Genomic DNA, 24,401 nt, shown 5'->3' on the forward strand with positions numbered 1-24,401 from the left:
ACATGCAGGCGGATTATGTCGTCGTAGGTGCCGGATCGGCCGGCTGCACCGTCGCCGCGCGGCTGGCCGAGACCGGCGCATCAGTGATCCTCCTCGAAGCCGGCCCGCGCGACAGCCACCCCATGATCCATATCCCGGCCGGGGTGCGCTCGCTGATCCGCCATCCGGTCGTGAACTGGAACTTCACCACCGAGCCGGAAAAGAGCTCGGGCGAGCGCCGCATCGACTGGCCGCGCGGCCGCACCCTGGGCGGCTCGAGCTCGATCAACGGCATGCTCTATGTGCGCGGCGCACCGGCCGACTTCGACGGCTGGGCGCAGATGGGGTGCCGCGGCTGGAGCTGGGACGAAGTGCTGCCCTTCTTCATGAAGTCCGAACAGTATGCGCAGGGTGGCGATGCGAGCGTGCGCGGCCAGAGCGGACCGCTCAAGGTCGAGGACTATCGCACCATCCTGCCGCTTACCCATCGCTTCGTCGAAGGCGCGCAACAGGCTGGCTTTCCCTTCAATCCCGATCTCAACGGCCGCCAGCGCTACGGCGTCGGCTACTCGCAGATGACGCGGCGCGGCCGCTGGCGCGGCTCGACGGCGCAGACCTATCTGCGCGAGGCCCGTCGCTACCCGAACCTCAAGGTCGAGACCGACGCGCAGGCCGGCAAGCTGCTGTTCGAGGGCAAGCGCTGTATCGGCGCCACTTTCCAGCGCGGCGGCACGCTGACCGAAGTGCGCGCCAACCGCGAGGTAATCGTGGCCGGCGGTGCGGTGAACTCGCCGCACATCCTGCAGATTTCCGGCATCGGTCCGGCGGCACACCTGCAGTCTCTCGGCATCCCGGTCGTCCACGACCTGCCCGGTGTCGGCGCCAACCTGATCGACCACTATGTCGTGCGCGTTGTTCATCGCGTGCACGGCGCGGAGACGATGAACCAGATCGCCCGCTTCCCGCGGGTGCTGCCCGAGATCCTGCGTTTCGCCCTCACCGGCCGCGGCGCGCTGACCTTCGGCGTAACCTCGGCCCAGGTCTTCTGCGACAGCCGCGAAGGCCTCGCCTCGCCCGACCTGCAGCTCCTGTTCACGCCGGGCAGCAGCCATCCCGTGAAGTTCGGCGAGCTCGACGAGCTGCCGGGCATGAGCTGCGTGGTCTGCGTGGTAAAGCCCGACAGTCGCGGCACCATCATGGCGAGCTCGGCCGATCCCTTCGCGCGGCCGGCCATCCACCCCAACTATCTCTCCACGCGTACAGACGAACTGGCCCTGCTGAGCGGCATCGAGAAGGTGCGCCGCATCTTCGCGAGCCCCGCTCTCTCCCAGCACAGCACCGCCGAGATCCAGCCCGGCCCCGATCTCACCAGCGAGGCCGACCTGCTGGCCTATGCGCGCCGTGCCGGCAACACGCTCTATCACCCGGTCGGCACCTGCAAGATGGGCGAGGATCCGCGCGCCGTCGTCGACTCGCGTCTGCGCGTGCATGGCCTGCAGGGCCTGCGCGTGATCGATGCGTCGGTGATGCCCACGCTCACCACCGGCAACACCAACGCCCCCACCATCATGATCGGCGAGAAGGGCGCGGCGATGATCCGGGAGGACGCCCGGGCGTGACGCCGCTGGCGAAGATCGACTTCAAGAAAGCGCTACCTGGTCTCTACGCGGCGCCGCGCGACCGCTTCGTCTCGGTCGACGTGCCTACGATGCAGTTCGTCATGGTCGATGGCGCAAGCGATCCCAATACGGCACCCGCCTACAAACAGGCGATCGAGTGGCTCTATTCGACGAGCTACGCCATGAAGTTCGCGGCCAAGGCGGCCCTGAAGAAGGACCATATCGTGCCGCCGCTCGAAGGGTTGTGGTGGGCCGACGATCCGGCGGATTTCGTCGCGCGCCGCAAGGACCGCTGGCGTTGGACGATGATGATCATGGTGCCCGATTTCATCGACCGGCCGCTTTTCGAGGCTGCCGTCGAAAAGGCGAAGAAGAAGCTCGGCGTACCGCCTTCAAGCCTGCGATTCGAACGCTTTGACGAGGGTCGGTGCCTTCAGATCCTGCACATCGGCAGCTACGACGACGAAGCACCGACACTCGCCAGCCTGCATGACGAGGTGATGCCGTCGCAAGGCCTGACCTTCGCTGGCCATCATCACGAAATCTATCTCAGCGACGCCCGCAGGACCGAGCCCGCCAAGCTCAAGACCATTCTGAGACAGCCGGTAAAGCCGCGCCGTTAGTCGACCTTGGCGCCGACCTGCTTCACGACTTCGGCCCACTTGGCGCGATCGGCTTTCACCGTCGCCTTGAACTGGTCCAGGGTCTCGTAGCGCGGTGTATTGCCGAGTTCGGCGAGCTTCTTCTGCGTCTCGGGATCGTCGAGCGCCGTCTTGATGGCGAGATTCATCTTCTCGGCGATGGCGCGGTCGAGGCCCTTGGGTCCGAAGATCGCGAACCACGTGTAGCTCTCGTAGCCCGGCACGCCGGCCTCGTCGATCGTCGGCACATCGGGAATCGCCGCAACGCGTTTCTTCGTGGTGACACCGAGCAGCCTCACCTTGCCGGCCTTGGCGTGCTGCAACACCGTCTGCACCTGATTGAAGATGCAGCAGACGTCGCCCTTCAGCACCGCCTGGATGGCATCGGGTCCGCCCTTGTAGGGGACATGCACCATGTCGAGACCGGCCTTGTGCACGAACTCCGCGAAGGCGAGATGTGTGCCGGTGCCGTTGCCCGTCGAGGCATAGTTGTACTTGCCGGGAGCGGCCTTCACCTTGGCGATGAAATCCTTCACCGACGTGGCATCGATCACGGCCGGGTTGATCGTCAGCACGTTGGAAACGTCGACCAGGGTCGAGATCGGCGTGAAGTCGGCCTCGACGTCGAACGACAGCCGGGGATAAAGCGCGGGGTTGACGCCGTGTGTGGCTGCCGTCCCCAAAAGGAACGTGTAGCCATCGGGCTTGGCGTGAGCCACGGCTTCCGACGCGACATTGCCGCCGGCGCCCGGCTTGTAGTCGATGATCAGGCGCTGCCCCAGAGACTTCTCGAGGGAGGGCTGCAGCATGCGCGCGATGACATCGACGCCCGAACCCGCCGGGAAGCCCATCAGCACGGTGATTGGCTTGCTGGGCCATTCCGCTGTCTGGCTTTGCGCCGGAACCGATGTCGCAGTGAGGAAAGCCGCAAACGCTCCCAGCAACGATCTCAGCATGCGCGTCTCCTCACGCAGAGCGAATTGGCTACTATGCTGCGGCAATGTTAGGAGAAATGCCATGGGGTACATGACCGAAGAGCGCCGCCTGATCCAGGAGACGGCCCGCGCCTTCGCCATGAAGGAGGTCTTGCCGGTCGCCAACAAGCTCGATCCGGAGAAGGGCGACATCCCGCCCGAACTGATCCAGAAGCTGGCCGACATGGGCTATTTCGGCATCGTGATCCCGGAAGAATATGGCGGCATGGGGCTGGGCGTCTTCGAATACTGCCTGATCGCCGAGGAACTGGCGCGCGCCTGGATGAGCGTCGCCTCCATCATTGCTCGCGGCAATGGCCTCAGCGCCGGCCGCGGCATGACCGATGCGCAGCGGGCCGTCTTCCTGCCGCGGGCCGCCCGCGGTGAATTCCTGGGTGCCGCTGCCATGTCGGAGCCCAATGTCGGCTCCGACCTCGGCAGCATCTCCTGCCGGGCCCGCAAGGATGGCGACGACTGGGTGATCAATGGCAACAAATACTGGTGCACCTTCGCCGACGGCGCCGACTACATCATGCTGGTCGCCCGCACCTCCGACGCGCCCGATCCCAAGCGCAAGCATGTCGGCCTCTCCTCCTTCCTGATCGAGAAGCCGCGCGGCACCCTGCCCAAGGGCGTCAAAGGCTCGCCCATACCCAAGATCGGCTACTTCGGCTGGAAGACCTGGGAACTGGCTTTCGACGATTGCCGCCTGCCTGGGTCCGCACTCATCGGCGAGGAAGGTCGCGCCTTCTACTACATCTCCGCCGGCCTGGAGCGCGCCCGCGCCCATACCGCTGCGCGTTCCATCGGGCTCGCCCGCGGCGCACTGGAGGATGCCACTGCCTACGCCCAGGAGCGTCGCCAGTTCGGCCAGGCCATCGGCGATTTCCAGAACACGCGCTTTCGCCTCGCGCGCATGGCGACCGAAATCGAAGCGGCGCGGCAGCTCATGTACTTCGTCTGCGACGAGATCGACCAGAAGCGCCGCTGCGACAAGGAAGCGGCCATGGTGAAGCTCTTCGCGTCCGAGATGGCCGAGCGCGTCACCTCGGAAGCGCTGCAGATCTTCGGCGGCGCGGGCTACACGACCCTGCACGCCGTGGAGCGCTACTGGCGCGACGCCCGCCTCACCAAGATCTTCGAGGGCACGTCGGAAATCCAGCAGCGCATCATCTCCGACCACCTGCTGGGCAAGCCAAAGGCCGCGTAATGGAAGAGCTGACGCCTCTGGAACGGATCCTGGGCGGTGTCGTCCTGGTCGGCGCCACCGGCATGGTGCAGGTCATGGCACAGCTCACCTTGAGCCGGATGATGGACATATTTCCGACTCCCCGACTCAGCCTGCACCCCACCTCCTACATGTTGCTGCACAGCGTGTTGGCAGTGCTGGTGTTGATGGGCGGGCACTTCCTGCAGGTCACGCTCTGGGCGTTGCTCTACTACTATTGGGGAGAGCTCGGCAGTTTCGGCCGGTCGTTCTATTTCTCTCTTGCCTGCTTTACCACGTTGGGCGCGAGCGAACTCGACCTGTCGCCACCTCATCGCATTGCCGGCGCCGTCGAATCGGCGATCGGCATGCTGATGTTCGGCTGGTCGACCGCGCTGCTGGTCCGCGTCGTGCAACGGACCGACGACCACTCCGGATCGTGAGGTCGTCATGAGCAAGAAAGTCGACGCCTTCATCGCGACCGCGCCCGGCCTGCGCTTCGCATTCGCCATCAAGGCCAAGGTCGGCCCTGTCCAGGATCTCGGCCAGACCGCACGCGGCCATCGGCGCATCATCGACATCGTGGGTGGCGAAGTCGCAGGACCTCGCCTCGACGGCGAAATCCTGCCCGGTGGCGCCGATTGGCAGATCGTGCGCCCCGACGGCACGATCGAGATCCTGGCGCGCATGTCCAAGGGCGAGCTGGTCCCCTTCGACAGTTACCACTTCCGCACGGCCCCTCGTTTCGAAACGGCCGAACCCAGTCTCAAGTGGCTGGAGCGAGCAACCTTCGTCGGCGTCGCGGCACGCACGCCGGACCGCATCGCCATCGGCTTCCACGAAGTGCTTTAAAGCGTCCGCAAGAACAGCACGAGGTCTTGCTTCTCTTGCGCGGTCAGCTTCGTACCCAGCACGAGATTGAAGAACTCCACCGTGTCTTCGAGGGTGAGCAGCCGCCCATCATGCAGATAGGGCGGCGATTCCTTGATGCCGCGCAGCGGGAACGTCTTGATCGGGCCATCGGCACTGGCATATCGGCCGTTGATCATTACCGGCTTGTAGAAGCGTTCGGCCTGGAGATTGTGCATCAGGTTGTCGGTGTAGAACGGCGCGACATGGCAGGTGCCGCACTGGCCCTTGCCGAAGAAGATGTCCTGCCCACGAAGCTCGGCGGCGCTGGCTTTCGCGGGATCGAGCTTGCCGAGCACGTTCAGTTTCGGCGCCGGCGGGAAATCCAGTAGCGCCTGGAATTCGCCCATGAAATGGACCTGGCTGCCGCGCGCCAGCACGTTGACACCCTTTTTGGTGGCGATCACCGGGTCGCCATCGAAGTAGGCGGCGCGCTGCTCGAACTCGGTGAAGTCCTCGACCGTCTTCAGCGCGCGCTGCGACCCGAAAAGCCGCTGGATGTTGACGCCGCGCAAGGGCGGCGTGTCGATGCGATGACGGAACTCCTGCGGGCGGATATCGCCGACAAGATGGGTCGCCCCGTTGGTATGGCCATTGGCGTGGCAGTCGAAGCACGCAACGCCGCGGCTCGCCTTCTCCGACCGGCGATCCTCGGTCTGATTGAACTGCTGCTGCGGGAATGGCGTCAGGAGGAGCCGCAACCCCTCGATCTGCTTGGGATTCAGGATGCCGTTGAACAGTTCGTAGTAGTTGTCGATGGTGAGCAGCTTGCCCTGGGACACGTCACCGAGATCGGGCCGCGTGGTCAGATAGATCGGCGGCGGAAACTCGGGCAGGAACTGGTCGGGCAAGTCGAACTCGAGATCGAAGCGCGTGAGGTCTCGCGCCTCCTGCTTCTTGATCTCCTCGATCTCGAACTTGGGAAACACCATGCCGCCTTCGGCATGGTTGGGATGGGGCAGCGGATAGAAGCCCTTGGGAAACAGATTCCGGTCGCGAATCTCCGTCGGGGTCATGCCGGCGAGCTGGTCCCAGGTCACTCCCGCGGCCAGCTTGGCGCGCGCGCCTTCCTGCACGGCCTTCCCCCGGGACATCGTCACGCCGGTTGCAGGTCGATTGGCAAGGTCGTACCGCTCGGCCAAAAGGTCTGCCTGCCGCTTCTGAATTTCGGGCTGCGCGGCCTTCATGCGGGCCAACGTGGTGGCAAACGGCTCCTTGATATCGACCGGCGCATAGCTCGACGCGCCGCGCGGCGCCGGCGCAGTCGATGGCGGCGCTGGCGATTGCTGTGCGTATGCAATGGTGAAGGTCGCCAGTGCAGCACTGGCCGTCAGCAGCCCCCAGTATCCGGTCCTGGACAGGTTCATGGAGCCTCCCCCGCTTGCAGGAGAATTCGCAAGCAGCTGCAGCGATAATCGCCGACTAGCTCCGGAGTTCCCTTCCGCCGACGATTTTCTGCCGCAGGCAATCAGGCTCAACGGCCGATCAGGTTTGCCCTGACATTGGCCCAGAAGCCCGGATCCCTCGGGGTTGCGCGGCTGTGCGCGGCCATGCGGCGGTAGAGGTCGCTCAGCGACCGGCGCCTGCCGTGCGGCTTCAGTTCGGCGCCCGCCTTGCCGGGTTCCAGTTCGAGCTCCCTTGTATGGAAAAGCTCGAGGCCGGGGCGATGGCCGATGCTGACCACCGCCGTATCGGGCAGCTTTTCCAGCAGGAGGTTCATCACGTTCTCCTGCCCGGCTTCGTCGAGGGCCGATGTCGCCTCGTCCATGAAGATCCAGTCCGGCTTGTGGATCAGGGTGCGGGCAAAAGCGACGCGCTGCTGCTCCCCACCGGACAGGATATGATCCCAGCGCTCCTCCTCGTCGAGACGCCCGCGCAGATGGTCGAGCCCGACGTCGTGCAGCGCCTCGCGCAGGTCGTCGTCGGTAACGCCATTGGGCTCCTTGGGATAGAGCATGGCCTCGCGCAGGGTACCGAGCGGGAAATAGGGCTTCTGCGGCATGAAGGCGATCTCGCCGCGCGGCAGCTCAACCGAACCGCTGCCCCACGGCCAGACGCCGGCAACGGCGCGCATGATGGTGCTCTTGCCGCTGCCCGATTTGCCCCGGATGAGAACGCGCTCGCCACGGCCAATCTCGACTTCGGCCTCCGCTACCAGGGCTTCGCCATCGGGCCGCGACAAGCCGACGTCGCGAAGGATCAACCTGTCGCCTTCGCCCGGTGTTACTTCGATGCGCGCGCCAGCCGGCGCTTCCACCGTCTCCTCGAGATCGTGGAGTGCCACATGAAGATGGACCACACGGTCGGTCGAAGCGCGCCAGTCGGCGAAGCGCGAGAAATTGTCGATCAGCCAGGACAGCGCCCATTGCACACTGGAGAAGGCCTGAGCGGTCTGCATGAGGCCGCCGAGCTGGAGTTCGCCGCCGAGATAGCGCGGCAGGGCGACGACCAGCGGCACGACGGGGGCGAGGTAGGCGAGCGAACTGGTGAGCAGTGCCAGGCTGCCCTGACCCCGTGTCTGAACATGCCAGGCTTTACGCAGGTCTCCGACGGACTCTTTGAGCCGGTCGCGTTCGTCCTGCTCGCCACGCATCAGCGCGATGCCCTCGGCATTTTCGCGAGCGCGGATCAGCACCGACCGCATGTCGGCCTCGCGTCCCTGCCGTACGTTGCCGGCCTCGATCAGGCCGCGGCCGAGCGCATAGGTAAGGATCGAGCCGAACAGCGCATAGAGAACGGCGGCCCAGACCATGTAGCCCGGCAGGCTGAACGCAACGCCGCCGATGGTGACGGGCAGGTCCCCCGACAAGACCCAGAGCACGCCCAGGAAGGTGATGAGCTGCAGAACGCACTGGAGGATGCTCTGGGCGAACTCCACCGCGAGCTCCGTGGCAATGCGGATATCCTCGGCGATACGGCCATCCGGGTTGTCGCATTCCTCGGCCAGCAGGCTGAGCTGGTACTGCCGCCCCGCATTCAACCAGCGCTGGGCCGTCACATGCGTCAGCCAGGCCCGCCAATTGAACTGCAAGCGGCGGCGGATATGGAGCTGTACGGCGACGGCGACGCCGGCCGAAGCCACGATGGCGGCCAGAATGTAGAGCTGCTCGACGAGCAGCGAGGTGTCGCGCTTCTCCAGCGCGTTGAAGAAGTCGCGGTTCCAGATGTTGAGCCACAGCGCGATGGCGACGTTGATGATGCCAAACGCCGTCATCCCGGCGGTCAACAGCCAAGCGACGCCGCGGTATCCGGGCGCCGTCCAGTAACCGCAGGCGACGGCGCCGAACGCGCGCAAGGAGCTGTGGGGTGTGTCCACTCAGTCGCGGAAGCTAGAGTCGATGCGGTCGAGCTTGCGCAGAAGCGCCGGCCAGTCGAGCAGGCCGAACGGCCGGCGGACATGGGGCTGGTAGTTCATGTAGGTCGCCTCGACCACCTCGGCCGGAACCTCGATCAGCTTCGTATTGCACGACATGGCCGCGATCTGCGTCTTGCAGGAGAGTTCCAGCCGATGCATGGCGTTGAACGCTTCCGGGATCGTAGCGCCGGTCGTCAGCAGCCCGTGGTTGCGCAGGATCATGGCGTTGTTGTCGCCGAGGCTCTTCACCAAAGCTTCGCGCGCCGCGGTATCGAGCACGACACCGTCGAAGTCGTGGTAGCTGATCTTGGCGAAGCGCATCGAGGTCTGCGTATTCGCCAGCAGGCCGCATTCCATGGTCGAGACCGCCATGCCCGGCCAGGTATGCGTATGGATCACACAGGCCACATCGTGCTTGGCCATATGGATGGCACTGTGGATCACGAAGCCTGCACGGTTGACGCCATACTCCAGGCCGCCACTGAACTCCGGCTTGGCGAGGATGTTACCCTCGTGATCGATCTTCAGCAGGCTCGACGCCGTGATTTCTTCATAGAGAAGGCCGTAGGCGTTGATCAGGAAGGCATTGTCTTCGCCCGGCACGCGGACCGAGATGTGGTTCGCGATCAGGTCGGACATGCCGTAGAGGTCCATCAAGCGGTAGCAGGCGGCTAGGTCGACACGGGCCTGCCATTCCTCGGGCGAGACCTGCGACCGGAGGCTGGCGACTTTTGCTGTCTTGAGGGCATGCACGGCCATGGAAACGCTCCAGGGTGGAATTTGATCCCAGACCGTAAACCCGCCACGGCCCGACCGTCCATCGGCCGGTCAGGTCAGCCCGCGCGCTGCGAGATAGGCGCCGAGGGCCAGCAACCCGGCGAAGAAACACAACCGGAAGGTCTGCGGCGACAGGCGGGCCCGGACGGCCTGCCCAAGCCGCATGCCCAGAAGCGCAATGACGACCGCCACCAGCGAGGGCCAGGCCAGCTCCCAGGTGAAGGCCCGTTCGCCGGCCAGGGTCACCGCCAGGGCCAAGGTCGACACCGTGAAGGAGAGGCCGAGCGCCTGAACCAGCGCGTCCTTTTGCAGCCCGATCGCCTGCATATAGGGCACAGCCGGGATCACGAAGACGCCGGTTGCCGCCGTGATGGCGCCCGTTACGGCCCCGGTCAGCGGACCGAGCCAGGGTTCGGCCCTCCGCGGCACGGTCAGCTTCAGGGCTGCCAGGCCCGAAACAGCGTAGGCCATGAGAGCCACCCCCAAGGCCAGAGCGCCGTAGGGCCCGCCCAGCCCCGACAGGAAGGCCGCACCGCCCCAGGTGCCGACGCACACCCCGAGATTGAGGGGCCAGAGGCGGCGCAGCACGGCACGGAGGTGGGGACCATCCATCATCTGCCAGACGTTGGTGACCAGCGACGGCAGGATCAGCAAGGCTGCAGCCTCGGCCGGCGGCAGGACGACGGCCAGCAGGCCCATGGAGATCGTCGGCAAGCCGAGGCCGATGACGCCCTTGGCAAAGCCGGCCAAGACGAACACCGCCAGAACGAACACGAGAACGGTCGCCGTCATGGCCCCACACATGGCGGGAGACGGCATCATCGGCAATGTGGAGAATACGGAGTGTGCCTTCGTCTTTGACGAAGGCTTGTTTCAGAGAAGGAGCATATGCGCTTCGATCTCACCGACCTCCGCCTTTTCCGCCATGTCGTCGAGACGGAAAGCATCACGCGCGGCGCCGAACGGACACACCTGGCGCTGGCGTCCGCGAGTGCGCGCATCCGGGGCATGGAAGAGGTACTGGGTGTCCCGCTCCTCAAGCGGGGCCGGCGCGGCGTCCAGCCGACCGATGCCGGACGTGCCCTGCTCGACCATGCGCGTATCGTACTGCAGCAGATCGAGACCATGCGCGGCGAGCTGGGCGCCTATTCGCGCGGTCTCAAGGGCCACGTGCGGCTGCTCGCCAACACCGCAGCCATGTCCGAGCATTTGCCCGCGTTGCTGGCGGACTTCCTGGCAGCCAATCCAAGCATCGACCTCGACCTCGAAGATCGCGAGAGCCCGGCAATCGCTGCCGCCATCGCCGCAGGCGACGCCGATATCGGCATCGCGACCGAGGTCTCGCTTGTGCCGGGCCTCGAAAGCCATCCTTTTCGCCCTGACCGGCTGGTACTGGCCGTTGCGGCGGGCCATCGGCTCGCCGGTCGACGTCAGGTCGGATTCGCCGAACTGCTGGATCTCGATTTCGTTGGCCTGACACGCGGCACGGCGCTCGACGAGCATGTGACACGGCATGCTACCCGGCTCGGGCGGCCGATGCGGCTCCGGGTCAGGGCGAACAGTCTCGACGCGGTCTGCGCCATGGTGGCGGCCGGCGTCGGCGTGGGCATCGTGCCGGAGGCGACAGCACGCCGTCAGCGGCGTGCCCTGCCGCTCGCCATGGTGCGTATCGCCGAGCCCTGGGCCACCCGCCAGCTCACGCTCTGCGTCCGTGATTCCCGTCACCTGTCACGACCGGCGCGGCGGCTCTTGGACGCCCTCAGAAGGAGCGCCTAGCGCTTGCGTGTCGGCTTCAAGTCGGTGGCGATCGGATAAGCCGTGGTCGACTTCACCCGCTCCATCGAGAACCGCGAAGTGACGTTCTTCAGCGGCATGGTGTCGATCAGCTTCTTGTAGAAGGCGTCGTAGGCCTGCATGTCGGTCACGGCGACCCGCAGCATGTAGTCGATGTCGCCGGCCATGCGGTGAAACTCCATCACCTCGGGCATGGCGGTGACGGTCTGGGCGAACTTCGACAGCCACGCCGAGGAATGGTCGCCGGTCTCGATAGAGACGAACACGGTCAGCCCCATGCCGATGGACTCCGGCGAGATCAGCGCCACCCTCTTCAGGATGATGCCGGCCTTCTCGAGGCGCTGGATTCGCTTCCAGCACGGGCTTTGCGACAGCCCGACCCGATGCGCAATCTGCGCCAGTGAAAGGCTCGCATCCTCCTGGAGGAGAGCCACGATCTTCCTGTCGATCGCATCCATGATTGAAATACCTGTGGTCGGCCTGCGGCCAGTCTAGACCGGAAGCGACTCCAGACGCACGGGGGCGCCGAGCCGGAGGCTGAGTGTCTCGGCCAACCCGTCGATGTCGCCGTCCACCGGACCGGCATGGCTCGCCAGCCGCGGATCGGCGCCGTTGAACCAGGACAGCCGCCAGATTCCGCCCTCACAGACCACCGAGCCGACCACGTGGCCGTGCACGGAAATGGTCCAAAGGGAGGGCTCGTCCTGAGCCGCCTGGATCAGGCGGGCAGCATGCGCAATGAGATTGGTCGCAAGGCTCAACATGAGCCGGAGTCTAGAAGCCGACCGACAGCAGCAGCAATGAAACGCGCCGTCGAAATGCCGGCAGCCGGCGGCAGAAACACCTCCGCCAATGCGCCAGGAGAGAATTTTCCTCTCCTGGCAGGCATTGCTTACTTGATCAGCCCCTGCTCCTCGTAGAAACGCCTGACGCCTGGATGCAGCACATCGAGCGACGGCACGGCTGCCAGCGTGTTCTTCGCAGTGCTCTGGCCGAGTTGGCGCGGGCTGAGGCCGCCGCGTTCGACGCGATGCAAGCCCGCCGCAAGCCGATAGCCAACGGTCTCGTCGAGATCGGGCCGCCCTAGAATGAAGCTCCAGGAGCCTACGCTGTGGATCGGTTCGGATTGGCCAGCATAGAGACCGGCCTGAACGGTGAAGCGGTGCAGAAAGTCGTACTTCGCCACGATGCGATCCGTTTCCTCGGCCGTCGGCACGACGAAGCGCACGCCGTTGGGATTGTTGGCGATGGTGACAAAGCCCGGCCAGCGCAGGCCGCCGCCCCAGAGCGCCGATGCCGTACCGTCGATCACCATGGCCGGGCCATCAGAAAGCCGTTCCGTGTAGATCGACTCGAAATACGTGTCGACGTCGAGCCCCATGCCGTCCATCACGTAGCGCCCCTGGACGGCAAGCCCCGAACTGCGTGTATTCCAGACGACCGGCCGGCCCCGGAGATCGGTGATCGAGCGGTAGCGGCTGTCGGCGCGTACCGCAAACATGCCGGGAGTCGCATACATGACGGAGATGACGGTGACTTTCGTCGCTGGCTTGCCCGTGAACAGCTCGTGCACCACCTCGCCGAAGGCGAATCCGATGTCGAGTTCGCCTCGCTCCAGCATCGGCACATTGTCGAGGGTACCGCGCGTCGTGCGCTCCCGCATCTCCAGCGACGGCTCCACCGACTTGAGAGCATCGACAAAGGCGCCGCCATAGAGGACGAAGGCCCCTCCCTCCGCGGCCGTACCAACACTTACTTTCATGGGTGCTGCTGCCGCATCACGCAGCAATATCAATCCTGGCAGCGACGCGAGCATCGAACGGCGAGCAACAGAAGCCATGCGCCATGATACCGGCAATCAGGAACGTCCCTAAGTGCGACCTACCCCGCTGCACTGCATGACAAAACTCTCAAGGTCTGACGCCTGGCGACTCCAGGATCATGCCCTTGGCGCGGTCCATGAGGTAAAGCTCCAGAGCGACATATTCCGGCGCCCCCATAGGATAGGGCTCGGCGCGGATACCGATCAGGCAGTTGCGCAGGCGCCGGCGCAGCGAGCCCGGCCCCTGCCATTCGAGGCGGTAGATCGGATAGCCTGTGGGATGGGCCTGCGGGATGGTCACGCCAGCGAGCTTCTTGCCGGCATTGTCGTCATGGCAGATGACGCAGGACAGGTTGAGCTGCCCCTGCCGGCGCCCATAAATCTCCGCGCCCTGCTCGCGCCAGACCGCCAGTCTTGGATCGTCGGGCGGCGTGATCGGCAGTCCTCGCGATTGCCGCGACACGAATGCAAGGAGTGCAAGCATGTCCTGGCTTTCCAGCGGCAGCGGTGCGGCTTTCTGGTTGTCGACGCGACAGAGGTTGATGCGCCCCTCGAGATCGACGGGCATGTCGGCACCGGACGGTATCGCCGGATAGCGCGCCGCCACGCCCTTCATACTGACGTTCGCTGCGGCGTGGCAATCGGCGCAGGATTTGTCGGCCGATCCGGTACGTTGTTCCCAGATCTTCGCGCCTTGCTGCACGAACAACATGCCGGGGTTGGCCGTATCGTCGTCCTGCATCTGCTGCAGGGCCGCCCCCATATCCTGATAGCCGGAGCGACGCTTATCTCCACCGCCCTGCGCGAGGGCGAGCGACGCACCGAACACGACGGCAAGCGCGATACCGAAGCGCAGCCCAGTCATTCGACGGCGATCGCGACCTGCTCCTCGACGGCAAAGCCCTGGTCGCCGGTCCAACGCAGGCGGATCGTGCCGCTCTCGGCCGCGACGACGAAGAACGAGACAAAGGGGTTGGCCGAGATAGCGGGCGACATCTCCAGGGCGAAGACTTCCACGTCATTCCAGGTCGCAGTGAAATGCTCGATGATGTTGCGCGGAATGATCTGGCCGTTGGGACCGGGCCGGAAGCCGGTCTCCATGAGGTGCATGATCAGCGCCTTGATCTCGATCACGTCGCCGCGCCTGGCCGTCTTCGGTGCGTTGACGAGGATATTGGCCATCAGGTCGCCTCCTCGAGGCAGGCGGCCAGGGTCACGATCACGTCGGCGCTGGCGCTCCAGAATCTGCCGTCGCTGGTCTCGGCGATGGCTACGATCTTCTGACTGTCGCCGAGCTTGATCCGCGTACCGATGATCGCCTTGCCGTTACGCGCCGAAAGCTTCGCCGTAAGGACGTTTGGCTGCGGGTTCTTCTCGTTGAAGACATGGATGGCCTTCACATAGTCGCCGTCCGTCATCGGGCTCTCCACCGAGACGGTGAGCGGTACGGTGTTGCCGTTCTCGATCAGAGGCGGCATGTCGAGCTTGACCCGCTCTTCACGCACGGCTGAACCACCGACGACCTTGCGGATCGCCTCGGCCATCGAGTCGGGCGTTGCCGCTGCGCGGTCGAACGGCAGGAGAGCAAGAACAGCAGTGCCGGCAAGGAAACGACGTCGATCCATTCAGTCCTTCAGGGTCACGAGATAGGCCACGACATCCTCGACCTGGGCGGCCGTCAGAATGGTCTTGCCTTCGAAATTACGGGCGACACGTTGTAGCCCGGTCGTCCGATAGTAGGGCGGCATGATCGTGTCGGCATTGAGACGCGAACCGTCGACGATGCGCAAGCGCAACTGCCCCGCCGACCACCGTGTCCCCGCACCGGCCAGACTGGGCGCCAGATCGCCCTGGAAGCGCTCCTCGGCGATCGGTCCGCTGTGGCAAAGCAGACAGAGGCCGACGCTGCGATTGGCCACGATGGCGCGTCCGCGCGCGGCATCGCCGGACTGGCCGGTCAACGACTTGGGAATGGCATCGCCCACGACCTGCTGCGCCATAGCGACCGGCGCCATCACGACCAACGCAAGGGCGAGCAGGTACCGGCACCGCATGGCGTCAGCCGTAGACCTCGGTCGTGATCGTGCGGAACCAGCTCGACGCGTAGAGCGCCTCCTGGCCGCGCAGGCCACCCACGGCCTCGAGCGGGCTGACGCCGCCCGCCCCCGGAATGTCGGCAAGCTGGCCGTTGGTCGGCCGATAGACGCCGGCAATGGAGATCCCGTAGTCGGCGGCGACAAGGCTGTAGCAGGTATTGATCAGGATCGGATCGGGCGGCGTGCGGCCGGCCAGCAGCTCGACGATCGCGACGGCGCAGACCTTGGCCTGGGCGTTTGCCGCGAAGGCCGATTTGGGCATCCCGCCCATGATTGCCGCATCGCCCAGCACATGGATGCCCGGCCGCAGAGTCGATTCGAAAGTAACCGGCTCGACCGGACACCAGCCCGTGCGGTCCGCCACGCCAGCCTGTGCAGCGATGGCGCCGGCGCGCTGCGGCGGGATGACGTTGGCGACGGCGGCCTTGTGGCTGCCGAACTCGGTAACCAGGGTCAACGTCGCGGGATCGACCGACGTCACCTTGCCGCCCTGGCTCAGCGGCACCCATTCGATCAGGCCGGGATAGAGTTCCGCCCAGCCGTTCTGGAACAGGCGTTGTTTGGAAAAGGCGTCCTTGGCATCGAGCAACAGCAGCTTCGACTTCGGCTTCCAGATGTTGAGCCAGTAGGCGATCAGGCTGGCGCGCTCGTAAGGACCCGGCGGACAGCGGAAGGGATTGGCCGGCGCCGACATGACCACGAGACCGCCGTCCGGCATGGATTGAAGCTGCTGGCGCAGCAGCACCGTCTGCGCTCCAGCCTTCCAGGCATGCGGCATCTTCTGCGCCGCCGCCTCGTCGTAGCCGGGAATGGCGGTCCAGTTGAAGTCGATACCCGGTGACATCACGAGCCGGTCGTAGGAAAGCCGGTTGCCGTCGGCCAGGGTCACGGCTTTGGCATCGACATCGACGGCCGTTGCGCTGGTTTCCGCGACCGTGACGCCCGCCCGTTTGACGCCATCGTAGCGAAACTGTTGCTGCCCGATCTCGCGCAGATCGGCGAGCACCGAGTTGCTGAAGGGACACGAGGTGTAGACGGGATTGGGCTCGACCAGCGTGACGGTGAGCCTTGGCTCCAATGCCTTCAAGGTACGCGCCGCCGTGGCGCCGGCAAAGCCGCCGCCGATCACGACGACTCGGCCGGCGCCGGCGCTCTGGGCCGAGACGACGGACGGCGCCATGCCGGCCGCGGCGCTGAGCTTCAGGAAATGGCGACGCGTCGACATGCAGCACTACTCCGGCTGCGCGGCGAACCAGGCCGCGATGGCCTCGATCTGCTGGTCGTCGAAGCCCTTGGCGATGCGGCCCATCACGCTCGACGGCCAGGCGCCGCTCCGATACTCGCGCATGAAGGTGACGATGTCCGCCGCCTTGCGCCCGGCGATGCGCGGGATCACCGAGTCGGCGATCTTCATGCTCGCGTGGCAGCCGGTGCACGAACTCGCCCCCGGTGGACCGCCGGGCGGCCCATCTGCCGCCCGAACGGGTCCGCCCGCCATCAATAATGCCGCAGCCAGGCCCGGCAGCAGCAGACGATGCATCAAGCGCCCTTCTTGAGGTCTTGATTCATCAGCGGCAGGTTGCGCACGCGCTTGCCCGTCGCCTTGGCGATCGCGTTCAGCACCGCCGGTGCCGCCACCGCAATCGTCGGTTCGCCGACGCCGCCCCAGAAATCATGCGTCGGCACCAGCACGGTCTCCACCTGCGGCATCTCGTCGATGCGCATCACGTTGTAGCTGTCGAAGTTGGTCTGTTCGACGACGCCGTCCTTGACGGTGATCTCGCCGTAGAGAGCCGCCGAGAGGCCATAGACGAACGAGCCTGCGACCTGGCGCTCGATCTGCGCCGGGTTCACGACATGGCCTGGGTTGGTCGCCGCCGTGATCTTGTGGATCTTGAGCGTACCGTCGGGGCTCACCGAGACCTCGGCGACGCCGGCGACGTAGCTGCCATAGCCCATGACCTGCGAGATGCCGTGAAAATGGCCCTCGGGCAGCGGCTTGCCGTAGCCCGCCTTGTCGCAAGCCGCCTTCAGCACCGCCGCCCATTTGGGCTTGAGGTACTTCAGGCGGAAGGCCAGCGGGTCCTGCCCTGCAGCCGCCGCCAGCTCGTCCATGAAGCATTCCATGTACACGGCGTTCTGGTTCACGTTCACGCCGCGCCAGAAACCCGCGGTGATGTGCGGGTTGCGCATGGCGTGATCGATCATGAGGTTCGGGATGTCGTAGCCGTAGGCCGCCTCGACACCCGTCTGCATGAGGCCCTGGAAGGCGACCGGATCCATGCCGTTCACGAGGTTCTGCGGCAGCAACGAGGCCAGGATCGACTGGCCCGAGATGCGAATCTGCAGCCCGACCAGATTGCCTTGCGCATCGAGACCGCCGGTCAGCTTGGCCATCGTGATCGGGTGATACTGGCAGTGCGTCATATCCTCTTCGCGCGACCAGATCAGCTTGATCGGCGTGCCGGGCATCTCCTTGGCGACCAGCACAGCCTGACGGACATAGTCCGAGCGGCCACGACGGCCGAAGCCGCCGCCCAGCAGCAGCTTGTAGACCTCGCACTTGCCGATGGGCAGACCCGAAGCTTCGGAAGCTGCCGCGAGGGCTGCTTCGCCGTTCTGCGTGCCGCACCAGACCTCGCACCTGTCGGCGGTGTAGCGCGCCGTGGCGTTCATCGGCTCCATCGTGACGTGATGCTGGTAGGGGAAGCTGTACGTCGCCTCGACCTTCTTCGCCGCACCGGCAATCGCGGCCTTAGCGTCGCCCGCCTTGTTGCCGACGAAGGCTTCGTTGGCGTCGAGGCCTTCCTTCAGCATGGCGTCGATCGTGGACTGCTGGACCTTGCCCAGCTCGCCGACATCCCATTCGCTGGTCACGGCCGCGAGCGCCGACTGGGCATGCCAGTAGGTGTCGGCCACCACGACGACGGCATTGCCGTCGATCGCGAGGATCTTCTTCACGCCCGGCATCTTTTCGGCCTTGGCGGCATCGAAGCTCTTGAGCTTGCCGCCGATCACCGGGCAGGCCCGCACCGTGGCGACCAGCATGCCGGGCATGGTGTAGTCCATGCCGTAGATCTGCTTGCCGGTGACCTTGTCGACCGTGTCGAGCCGCTTCAGCGGCTTGCCGGCGATCTTCCAGTCCTTGGGGTCCTTGAGCTTCACTTCCTTGGGCGGCTCGACCTGGGCCGCCGCCGCGGCGACCGCGCCGTAGGTGAGCTTCTTGTCCTTGTGGGTGATCACGCCCTTGTCGACGCTGCATTCGCTCGCCGGCACCTTCCACTGTGCGGCGGCGGCGGCGATCAGCATCTCGCGCGCCATGGCGCCGCCTTCTCGGACATACTGGTTGCTCTCGCGAATGCCGCGGCTGCCGCCGGTCGAGAAGTTCTTCCAGACGCGGTTGCGCGCCAGGTTCTCTCCGGGGGTCGGATATTCCCAGGTCACCTTGTTCCAGTCGCATTCGAGCTCTTCGGCCACGAGCTGACAGAGGCCGGTCAACGTGCCCTGCCCCATCTCGGAACGGGCAATGCGAATCACCACCTTGTCGTCGGGATGGATCACCACCCAGGCGTTGAGTTCCTTCACGGCCTGGGCATTCGCCTCGCCCTCATCGAGGAAAGGAACATGGAAGCCCAGCGAGAAACCGCCGGCGACGGCCGCGGTGCTTACCAGGAAGTTGCGCCGGCCGAGGGATGTCTGGATCGTCATGATGCGTCCTCCTCCTTCAGGCCTTGGCTGCTGCGTGGATCGCCTCGCGCACCTGCTGATAGGTGCCGCAGCGACAGATGTTGGTCATAGCGGCGTCGATGTCGGCATCGGTCGGCTTGGGGTTGGATGCGAGAAGCGCCGTGGCCGCCATGACCATGCCGCTCTGGCAGTAGCCGCACTGGGGCACGTCGAGCGCAACCCAGGCCTGCTGGATCTTGTTCAGGGCGCCGTTCGTTGCCAGCGCCTCGATGGTGACGATCTTCTTGTCGGCGACGGTACTCACCGGCACACCGCACGACCGCGTGGCCACACCGTCGATATGCACCGTGCAGGATCCGCACTGGGAAATACCACAGCCGTACTTGGTACCGGTCAGGCCGAGCTGCTCTCGCAGCACCCAAAGCAGGGGGGTGTCCGGCTCGGCGTTGTGATCGAGTGCCTTGCCGTTGACGTTGAGAACAGCCATCCCATTCTCCGTTGTTCAGGAATTATGGGAGCAAGCCTAGCGCGCGGCGGAAATCCCGCCTAGCCGTGACGCTTCACGGTGCCGTGAGCCTGTCGGGCATGACAACGCCTCGGCTGCTTCACCGGCAACTGTCGCCGAACAACGCTCTGCTCAGAGTTTGGGAGGCGGATAGTAGGGCCGGTCGCCCAAGGCCTGTACGCGTTTCCAGAAGTCCGGCCCCGATGCCTTGCCCACTTCGTCGAGATCGGCAGCCTGCCGCCACATGCTCCACGAATCGGGATGCAGACGGCTTGCTTCGGCCATCTGCAGGTCGCCCTCGACGGCACGGCCATGCGTGCGCAACCAGACGCCCAGACGGAAGCGGGCATGTGCCTCGGCAATTTCCGGTGTCACCTTCGGCAGGTTCGCCCGCACCGAAGCGGCGGGCAGCGCATGAGCGCCGGTCATCACCCAGGCACGGATAGCGTCGAGATAAGCCTGCCGTGCTGCCAGGCGTTTCGCCTGATCCTGCGGGCTCATCGTACGCGTCTTGAGATCCATGCGGCGGAAATGATCGGTCGAACCGGCCGTCTCGGGCGGCCGCACGATCCGACCTTGTTCGTCGATCCAGATCGCCTGCGGCACGTTGACGAGATTGTAGAGGTCGCTCAGTCGGTGTTCGGTGTCGATGAGCTGCCAGTAGGAAGACTTTGCCTGGTCGACCCAAGGGCGAGCATGCTCGGCACCGCGGCTCTCCTCTGCCACGGCTACGACCATGAACCCCTTGTCCTTCAGTTCATCGTAGAGGGTCTGCCACACGGGCAAGTCGAAACGGCAGCCTCACCAACTGGCCCAGGTGGCGAGGAAGACCTTCTTGCCTCGGAGCTCGGAGAGACGGCGCGGCACGCCGTCGATATCCGGCAGCGCGAAGTCGGGTGCCTCCAGACCCTCAAGGGCCGTATTGCGCTCTTCGGCCGGCGCGCCCAATGCCCAAACATCGCGTTGTACGCTCGCGATCACCGGGCCGCCCAGCTTCGTCCAGAAAGCGGCGACGTCGACGTCGTTGACCCGCAATGCCGAGGCCGGCAGCGGCACGCAGATATCCGCACGGCACATGCCTTCGGGCTTCAAGGTCCAGCCGGTGACCTTCTCGGCATCGGCGGGGCTCATCCAAAGGCCGTCGTGAACGGCGACCTGATGCTCGGCGGCGGGCGTGAGAACGACTGTCATGTCGGACACAGCGAAGCACCTTTCCGCGGCTCTGGAAAGGTCCTTCACCATGCCCGGATGAAGTTACTTCGGAACCGAAATCGTCACTTCCTTGGAAGTGATGAATTCCAGGAGCACCGGTACGCCCTTCTTGGTCTGCTCGATGCCGCGCTTGATGGCCGGCACGATGTCCTCGACCTTGGTGACGCGCTCCCCGTAGCCGCCGAAGGCGCGCGCCATGGCGGCGTAGTCGCCGGAGATGTCGGTCGAGCGGTACTTCTCGGTCGAGACCTTCATGATGTGCAGTTCGATAGCCATCGAGAAGTTGTTGAGCAGGATCGACATGATCGGAATGCGCTCGCGCACTGCCGTCTCGAAATCCATGCCGGTGAAGCCGATGGCGGCATCGCCCCATACGTTGATGCAGAGCTTGTCCGAGCAGGCGAGCTTGGCGCCCATGGCCAGGCCGAGGCCGTAGCCCAGCTGCGTGGTCTTGCCCCAGCCGATGTAGGTGTGCGGTGCGGTCGTTTTCCAGAACGGCGAAAGCTGGTCGCGCGGGCTTCCGGCATCATGGGTGATGATGGTGTTGGCGACATCGACCGTATGCTGAAGATCCCACAGCACGCGGTAGGGGCTGAGCGGCTCCTCATTGCTGGTGAGCTTCGGCATCCACTCCTTCAGCCACTCCGCCTCGACCGATTTGATCTCTGCCGCGACCACACTCGCGTCGCGCTTGGTGGCGCCGGCTGCCTTGCAGGCCGCCACAAGAGCCGCGAGCGTCAGCTTGGCATCGCCCACCAGCCCATGCTTGATCAGCACGTCCTTGTTGAGGTGCGCCGGATCGAGCGTTGCATGGATGATCGTCTTGCCCGTCGGCATGGAGATGCCGAAGTTGGTTTCGGTGAAGGAGCAGCCGATCCCCAGGATCACGTCGGAGCGATCGAGGAAGGAACGCACAGCCTTCGGATAGGCGCGTCCGCCCGAGCCCAGCGCCAGCGGATGCGTCTCGTCGAAGCTGCTCTTGCCTTCGAGGCTGGTGCAGACAGGAATGGCCAGCAGTTCGGCCAGTTCCTTCAACTCGTCGTAGGCCTCGGCCCAATGCACGCCCTGGCCGGCGTATATCACCGGCCGCTTGGCCGCCATCAGAACCTTGGCCGCTTCCGTCACAGCGGCAGGGTCGGGACCGTACTTGGTGACGACGACCGGCTCGTAGTTCAGCGGATCGGGTGCATCTTCGGCGTAGGCGTCGGCCGGCAGCTCGACGATGACGGGCGAACCGCGACCATTGCGCAGCAGGCTGAAGGCCCGGCGCATGATGTTGGCAATGTCCTTGCCGTTGGTCACCGGCTCGCAATGCTTGGCGACATGCGCCATGGCAATGGTCGAATTGAAGTTCGGCGGCACATGCGCGATGCGGCGCGGATAGCCCTGCGGGATCACCAGCAGCGGGATAGATTCGCCGTAGGCCTGGGCTACGCCGCCATAGGCGTTCTCCGAGCCGGGACCGCTCTGCATGCAGAACACACCCATCTTGCGGCCCTTGGTCAGGCGCGACATGGCATCGGCCATGTGCAGGCCGATGCGTTCCTGGCGCACGATGATCGGACGGATGTCGATTGCCGCGCAGGCCTCGATCAGATGGTTGACCGGGTAGGCGAAGAGATATTCCACGCCCTCTTTCTTCAGGATTTCGGCGATCGCCGGCCCGGTCTTCATCTGCGTTCCCCTAAGACTACTTGTTGAGTTCCTTCATCGCGCTGTCGAGACCGCCCAGAGTCAGCGGGTACATGCGATTGCTGCTGAGTTGCTGCAGCAGCTGAATGGACGGCGTGTAGCTCCAGTGCCGCTCGGGCACCGGGTTCAGCCACACCATGCTGCGATAGGTGTCGGCCATGCGCTGGATCCAGACCTGACCCGCCTCCTCGTTCCAGTGCTCCACCGAGCCGCCGGGATAGGCGATCTCGTAGGGGCTCATCGAGGCGTCGCCGACGAAGATCACCTTGTAGTCGGGCGGATAGGTGTGCAGGAGCTGCGCCGTCGAGAAGGTGTCGACGTGACGACGGCGGTTGTCCTTCCACAGCTTCTCGTAGAGGCAGTTGTGGAAGTAGAAGAATTCGAGGTGCTTGAATTCCGAGCGCGCCGCCGAGAACAACTCCTCGCAGACGCGGATATGCGCGTCCATCGAACCGCCGATGTCGAACAGCAACAGCAGCTTCACCTTGTTGCGCCGCTCCGGCACCATCTTGATGTCGAGATAGCCTGCGTTGCGCGCCGTCGAGCGGATCGTGTCGGGCATGTCGAGCTCGACCTCGGCGCCCTCGCGCGCGAACTTGCGCAATCGGCGTAGCGCGATCTTGATGTTGCGCGTGCCGATCTCGACCGTGTCGTCGAGGTTCTTGTACTCGCGCTTGTCCCACACCTTGACCGCACGGCCCTCGCGGTTCTTGTCCTGGCCGATGCGCACGCCTTCGGGATTGAAGCCATAGGCGCCGAACGGCGAGGTGCCGGCCGTGCCGATCCACTTGCTGCCGCCCTGATGGCGCTTCTGCTGCTCCTCAAGACGCTTCTTCAGCGTCTCCATGAGCTTTTCCCAGCCGCCCATCGCCTCGATCTGCTTCTTCTCCTCTTCGGTCAGAAGCTTCTCGGCGAGCTTGCGCAGCCACTCCTCGGGGATCTCGGCGGTGATGCCTTCGGCGGGCAGCGCCTCCAGCCCCTTGAAGACATGGCCGAACACGCGGTCGAACTTGTCGAGGTTGCGCTCGTCCTTCACCAGGGCGGCGCGCGACAGATAGTAGAAGTCGTCGACGCTGTACTCGGCGACGCCCTTGTCCATCGCGTCCATCAGGGAGAGGTATTCCTTGATGGAGACCGGCAGCTTGGCCTGCCGGAGCTCGAGGAAGAAGTTCACGAACATGGCGTGACTCCTATGGGGTTATTGGCGCTGCTCCCGGCGCGCCATGAAGGCCAGACGCTCGAACAGGTGGACGTCCTGTTCGTTCTTGAGCAGCGCGCCGTGCAGCGGCGGAATGAGCTGCTTGGAATCCTTGGAGCGCAGCGACTCGGGCGACATGTCCTCGACCATGAGAAGCTTCAGCCAGTCGAGCAGCTCCGAGGTCGAGGGCTTCTTCTTGAGGCCCGGCACTTCGCGGATGTCGTAGAAGACGTTCAGCGCCTCGCGCAGCAGGTTACGCTGCAGATCGGGGAAATGGACGTCGACGATCTGCGTCATCGTCTCGCGATCGGGGAAGCGGATGTAGTGGAAGAAGCAGCGGCGCAGGAAGGCGTCCGGCAGTTCCTTCTCGTTGTTCGAGGTGATCATCACGATCGGGCGCTGCTCTGCCTTGATCGTCTGCTGCGTCTCGTAGACGTAGAACTGCATGCGATCGAGTTCGAGCAGCAGGTCGTTCGGGAACTCGATGTCGGCCTTGTCGATCTCGTCGATCAGCAGGATCGGCCGGGTCTCGGCGGTGAAAGCCTCCCACATCTTGCCGCGCTTGATGTAGTTCGAGATGTCCTTCACGCGCTCGTCGCCCAGCTGACTGTCGCGCAGACGCGAGACGGCGTCGTACTCATACAGACCCTGCTGCGCCTTGGTGGTCGACTTGATGTGCCACTCGATGATCGGTGCGTTCAGCGCCTTGGCGACTTCGTGCGCCAGCACCGTCTTGCCGGTGCCCGGCTCACCCTTGATGAGCAGCGGACGCTGCAACGCGATGGACGCATTCACGGCCACGCGCAGGTCGTCGCTGGCAACATACGAGTCGGTACCTGTAAATTTCATGGTGCAAAATCCAGATTTCACGAGATCAGTGAAGATCACCCTAGAGGGGTGATTTGGGGCCAGCAAGGCCACGCGCGCAGGTCAG

Annotated in this window: 27 protein-coding genes; 6 read left to right on the forward strand and 21 right to left on the reverse strand. The window is 64.8% G+C overall.

Annotated elements, in window-relative coordinates; all coding sequences use genetic code 11:
• Positions 1 to 2: 2 nt before the first annotated feature.
• Together BN60_RS21625 and BN60_RS21630 are read left to right on the forward strand one after the other, a co-directional pair.
• Positions 3 to 1,598 (forward strand): GMC family oxidoreductase, encoded by a 1,596-nt coding sequence (locus BN60_RS21625; protein ID WP_020698242.1) that lies wholly within the window; start codon positions 3 to 5, stop codon positions 1,596 to 1,598.
• Positions 1,595 to 2,221, forward strand: a complete 627-nt coding sequence (locus BN60_RS21630; RefSeq protein WP_020698243.1) for a GyrI-like domain-containing protein — start codon at positions 1,595 to 1,597, stop codon at positions 2,219 to 2,221. Before BN60_RS21625 ends, BN60_RS21630 begins: the two co-directional genes overlap by 4 nt.
• On the opposite strand, the gene BN60_RS21635 is transcribed toward BN60_RS21630, so the two are convergent.
• Positions 2,218 to 3,195 (reverse strand): Bug family tripartite tricarboxylate transporter substrate binding protein, encoded by a 978-nt coding sequence (locus tag BN60_RS21635; protein ID WP_020698244.1) that lies wholly within the window; start codon positions 3,193 to 3,195, stop codon positions 2,218 to 2,220. The genes BN60_RS21630 and BN60_RS21635 overlap by 4 nt on opposite strands.
• Before the next feature lie 61 nt (positions 3,196 to 3,256).
• Here BN60_RS21635 and BN60_RS21640 point away from each other — a divergent pair, with 61 nt between their 5' ends.
• Genes BN60_RS21640 through BN60_RS21650 form a run of 3 tightly spaced genes read left to right on the forward strand, consistent with a single transcriptional unit; the run spans position 3,257 to position 5,272 of the window.
• Positions 3,257 to 4,423 carry an acyl-CoA dehydrogenase family protein gene (locus tag BN60_RS21640; protein WP_020698245.1) on the forward strand — a complete coding sequence of 389 codons (1,167 nt, stop codon included), beginning with the start codon at positions 3,257 to 3,259 and terminating at the stop codon, positions 4,421 to 4,423.
• Positions 4,423 to 4,863 carry an ion channel gene (locus tag BN60_RS21645; RefSeq protein ID WP_020698246.1) on the forward strand — a complete coding sequence of 147 codons (441 nt, stop codon included), beginning with the start codon at positions 4,423 to 4,425 and terminating at the stop codon, positions 4,861 to 4,863. The genes BN60_RS21640 and BN60_RS21645 overlap by 1 nt, the downstream gene beginning before the upstream one ends.
• A gap of 7 nt (positions 4,864 to 4,870) precedes the next feature.
• On the forward strand, positions 4,871 to 5,272 hold the full coding sequence (locus tag BN60_RS21650; protein ID WP_020698247.1) for a DUF3237 family protein: 402 nt from the start codon (positions 4,871 to 4,873) through the stop codon (positions 5,270 to 5,272).
• Here BN60_RS21650 and BN60_RS21655 read toward each other — a convergent pair.
• The 4 genes from BN60_RS21655 to BN60_RS21670 form a co-directional block, all read right to left on the reverse strand.
• Positions 5,269 to 6,696, reverse strand: a complete 1,428-nt coding sequence (locus BN60_RS21655) for a hypothetical protein (RefSeq protein WP_020698248.1) — start codon at positions 6,694 to 6,696, stop codon at positions 5,269 to 5,271. The two genes, BN60_RS21650 and BN60_RS21655, sit on opposite strands and share 4 nt — an antisense overlap.
• A 107-nt stretch (positions 6,697 to 6,803) precedes the next feature.
• Complete coding sequence (locus BN60_RS21660) at positions 6,804 to 8,645, reverse strand: ABC transporter ATP-binding protein/permease (protein WP_148283499.1); 1,842 nt, start codon at positions 8,643 to 8,645, stop codon at positions 6,804 to 6,806.
• Positions 8,646 to 9,443 (reverse strand): class II aldolase/adducin family protein, encoded by a 798-nt coding sequence (locus BN60_RS21665; RefSeq protein ID WP_020698250.1) that lies wholly within the window; start codon positions 9,441 to 9,443, stop codon positions 8,646 to 8,648.
• Positions 9,444 to 9,512: 69 nt separating this feature from the next.
• Positions 9,513 to 10,253, reverse strand: a complete 741-nt coding sequence (locus tag BN60_RS21670) for a sulfite exporter TauE/SafE family protein (RefSeq protein ID WP_020698251.1) — start codon at positions 10,251 to 10,253, stop codon at positions 9,513 to 9,515.
• Between the two features lie 96 nt (positions 10,254 to 10,349).
• Here BN60_RS21670 and BN60_RS21675 point away from each other — a divergent pair, with 96 nt between their 5' ends.
• Entirely contained in the window at positions 10,350 to 11,237 is an 888-nt protein-coding gene (locus BN60_RS21675; protein ID WP_020698252.1) for a LysR family transcriptional regulator, read from the forward strand.
• On the opposite strand, the gene BN60_RS21680 is transcribed toward BN60_RS21675, so the two are convergent.
• The 16 genes from BN60_RS21680 to BN60_RS21755 all read right to left on the reverse strand — a co-directional run bounded on the left by BN60_RS21680 (position 11,234) and on the right by BN60_RS21755 (position 24,316).
• Complete coding sequence (locus tag BN60_RS21680) at positions 11,234 to 11,713, reverse strand: Lrp/AsnC family transcriptional regulator (RefSeq protein ID WP_020698253.1); 480 nt, start codon at positions 11,711 to 11,713, stop codon at positions 11,234 to 11,236. The two genes, BN60_RS21675 and BN60_RS21680, sit on opposite strands and share 4 nt — an antisense overlap.
• Positions 11,714 to 11,746: 33 nt before the next feature.
• Positions 11,747 to 12,019, reverse strand: a complete 273-nt coding sequence (locus tag BN60_RS21685) for a hypothetical protein (RefSeq protein WP_020698254.1) — start codon at positions 12,017 to 12,019, stop codon at positions 11,747 to 11,749.
• A gap of 128 nt (positions 12,020 to 12,147) precedes the next feature.
• Positions 12,148 to 13,095, reverse strand: coding sequence for a TAXI family TRAP transporter solute-binding subunit (locus BN60_RS21690; RefSeq protein ID WP_043284215.1), 948 nt, complete (start codon positions 13,093 to 13,095; stop codon positions 12,148 to 12,150).
• A 70-nt stretch (positions 13,096 to 13,165) separates the two neighbouring features.
• Positions 13,166 to 13,942 carry a sulfur oxidation c-type cytochrome SoxA gene (gene soxA / locus BN60_RS21695; protein WP_020698256.1) on the reverse strand — a complete coding sequence of 259 codons (777 nt, stop codon included), beginning with the start codon at positions 13,940 to 13,942 and terminating at the stop codon, positions 13,166 to 13,168.
• Positions 13,939 to 14,259, reverse strand: a complete 321-nt coding sequence (gene soxZ, locus BN60_RS21700; RefSeq protein ID WP_020698257.1) for a thiosulfate oxidation carrier complex protein SoxZ — start codon at positions 14,257 to 14,259, stop codon at positions 13,939 to 13,941. Before soxZ ends, soxA begins: the two co-directional genes overlap by 4 nt.
• Complete coding sequence (locus BN60_RS30175) at positions 14,259 to 14,702, reverse strand: SoxY-related AACIE arm protein (protein ID WP_020698258.1); 444 nt, start codon at positions 14,700 to 14,702, stop codon at positions 14,259 to 14,261. The genes soxZ and BN60_RS30175 overlap by 1 nt, the downstream gene beginning before the upstream one ends.
• Positions 14,703 to 15,131, reverse strand: coding sequence for a sulfur oxidation c-type cytochrome SoxX (soxX, locus tag BN60_RS30180; protein ID WP_020698259.1), 429 nt, complete (start codon positions 15,129 to 15,131; stop codon positions 14,703 to 14,705). It lies immediately after the preceding gene.
• A 4-nt stretch (positions 15,132 to 15,135) separates the two neighbouring features.
• Complete coding sequence (locus BN60_RS21715; RefSeq protein WP_020698260.1) at positions 15,136 to 16,398, reverse strand: NAD(P)/FAD-dependent oxidoreductase; 1,263 nt, start codon at positions 16,396 to 16,398, stop codon at positions 15,136 to 15,138.
• 6 nt (positions 16,399 to 16,404) lie between these two features.
• Positions 16,405 to 16,713: a c-type cytochrome gene (locus BN60_RS29975; protein ID WP_043284217.1), complete on the reverse strand. Its 309-nt coding sequence runs from the start codon at positions 16,711 to 16,713 to the stop codon at positions 16,405 to 16,407.
• Positions 16,713 to 18,881 (reverse strand): xanthine dehydrogenase family protein molybdopterin-binding subunit, encoded by a 2,169-nt coding sequence (locus BN60_RS21725; protein ID WP_020698262.1) that lies wholly within the window; start codon positions 18,879 to 18,881, stop codon positions 16,713 to 16,715. Before BN60_RS21725 ends, BN60_RS29975 begins: the two co-directional genes overlap by 1 nt.
• 16 nt (positions 18,882 to 18,897) lie before the next feature.
• On the reverse strand, positions 18,898 to 19,347 hold the full coding sequence (locus BN60_RS21730; RefSeq protein ID WP_020698263.1) for a (2Fe-2S)-binding protein: 450 nt from the start codon (positions 19,345 to 19,347) through the stop codon (positions 18,898 to 18,900).
• A gap of 150 nt (positions 19,348 to 19,497) precedes the next feature.
• The gene (locus BN60_RS31895; protein ID WP_020698264.1) at positions 19,498 to 20,145 is read right to left on the reverse strand and encodes a TlpA disulfide reductase family protein; all 648 of its coding nucleotides are present in this window, start codon (positions 20,143 to 20,145) and stop codon (positions 19,498 to 19,500) included.
• A 21-nt stretch (positions 20,146 to 20,166) separates the two neighbouring features.
• A complete protein-coding gene (locus BN60_RS31900; protein ID WP_020698265.1) occupies positions 20,167 to 20,556 on the reverse strand; it encodes a thioredoxin domain-containing protein in 390 nt (129 codons plus the stop codon).
• A gap of 63 nt (positions 20,557 to 20,619) precedes the next feature.
• Positions 20,620 to 22,251, reverse strand: coding sequence for a thiamine pyrophosphate-requiring protein (locus BN60_RS21745; protein WP_020698266.1), 1,632 nt, complete (start codon positions 22,249 to 22,251; stop codon positions 20,620 to 20,622).
• Between the two features lie 16 nt (positions 22,252 to 22,267).
• Positions 22,268 to 23,449 (reverse strand): vWA domain-containing protein, encoded by a 1,182-nt coding sequence (locus tag BN60_RS21750; protein WP_020698267.1) that lies wholly within the window; start codon positions 23,447 to 23,449, stop codon positions 22,268 to 22,270.
• 18 nt (positions 23,450 to 23,467) lie between these two features.
• On the reverse strand, positions 23,468 to 24,316 hold the full coding sequence (locus BN60_RS21755; RefSeq protein ID WP_020698268.1) for an AAA family ATPase: 849 nt from the start codon (positions 24,314 to 24,316) through the stop codon (positions 23,468 to 23,470).
• Positions 24,317 to 24,401: the final 85 nt, after the last annotated feature.

The sequence above is a fragment of the Reyranella massiliensis 521 genome (assembly GCF_000312425.1).
GTDB classification, from domain to species: Bacteria; Pseudomonadota; Alphaproteobacteria; order Reyranellales; family Reyranellaceae; genus Reyranella; species Reyranella massiliensis.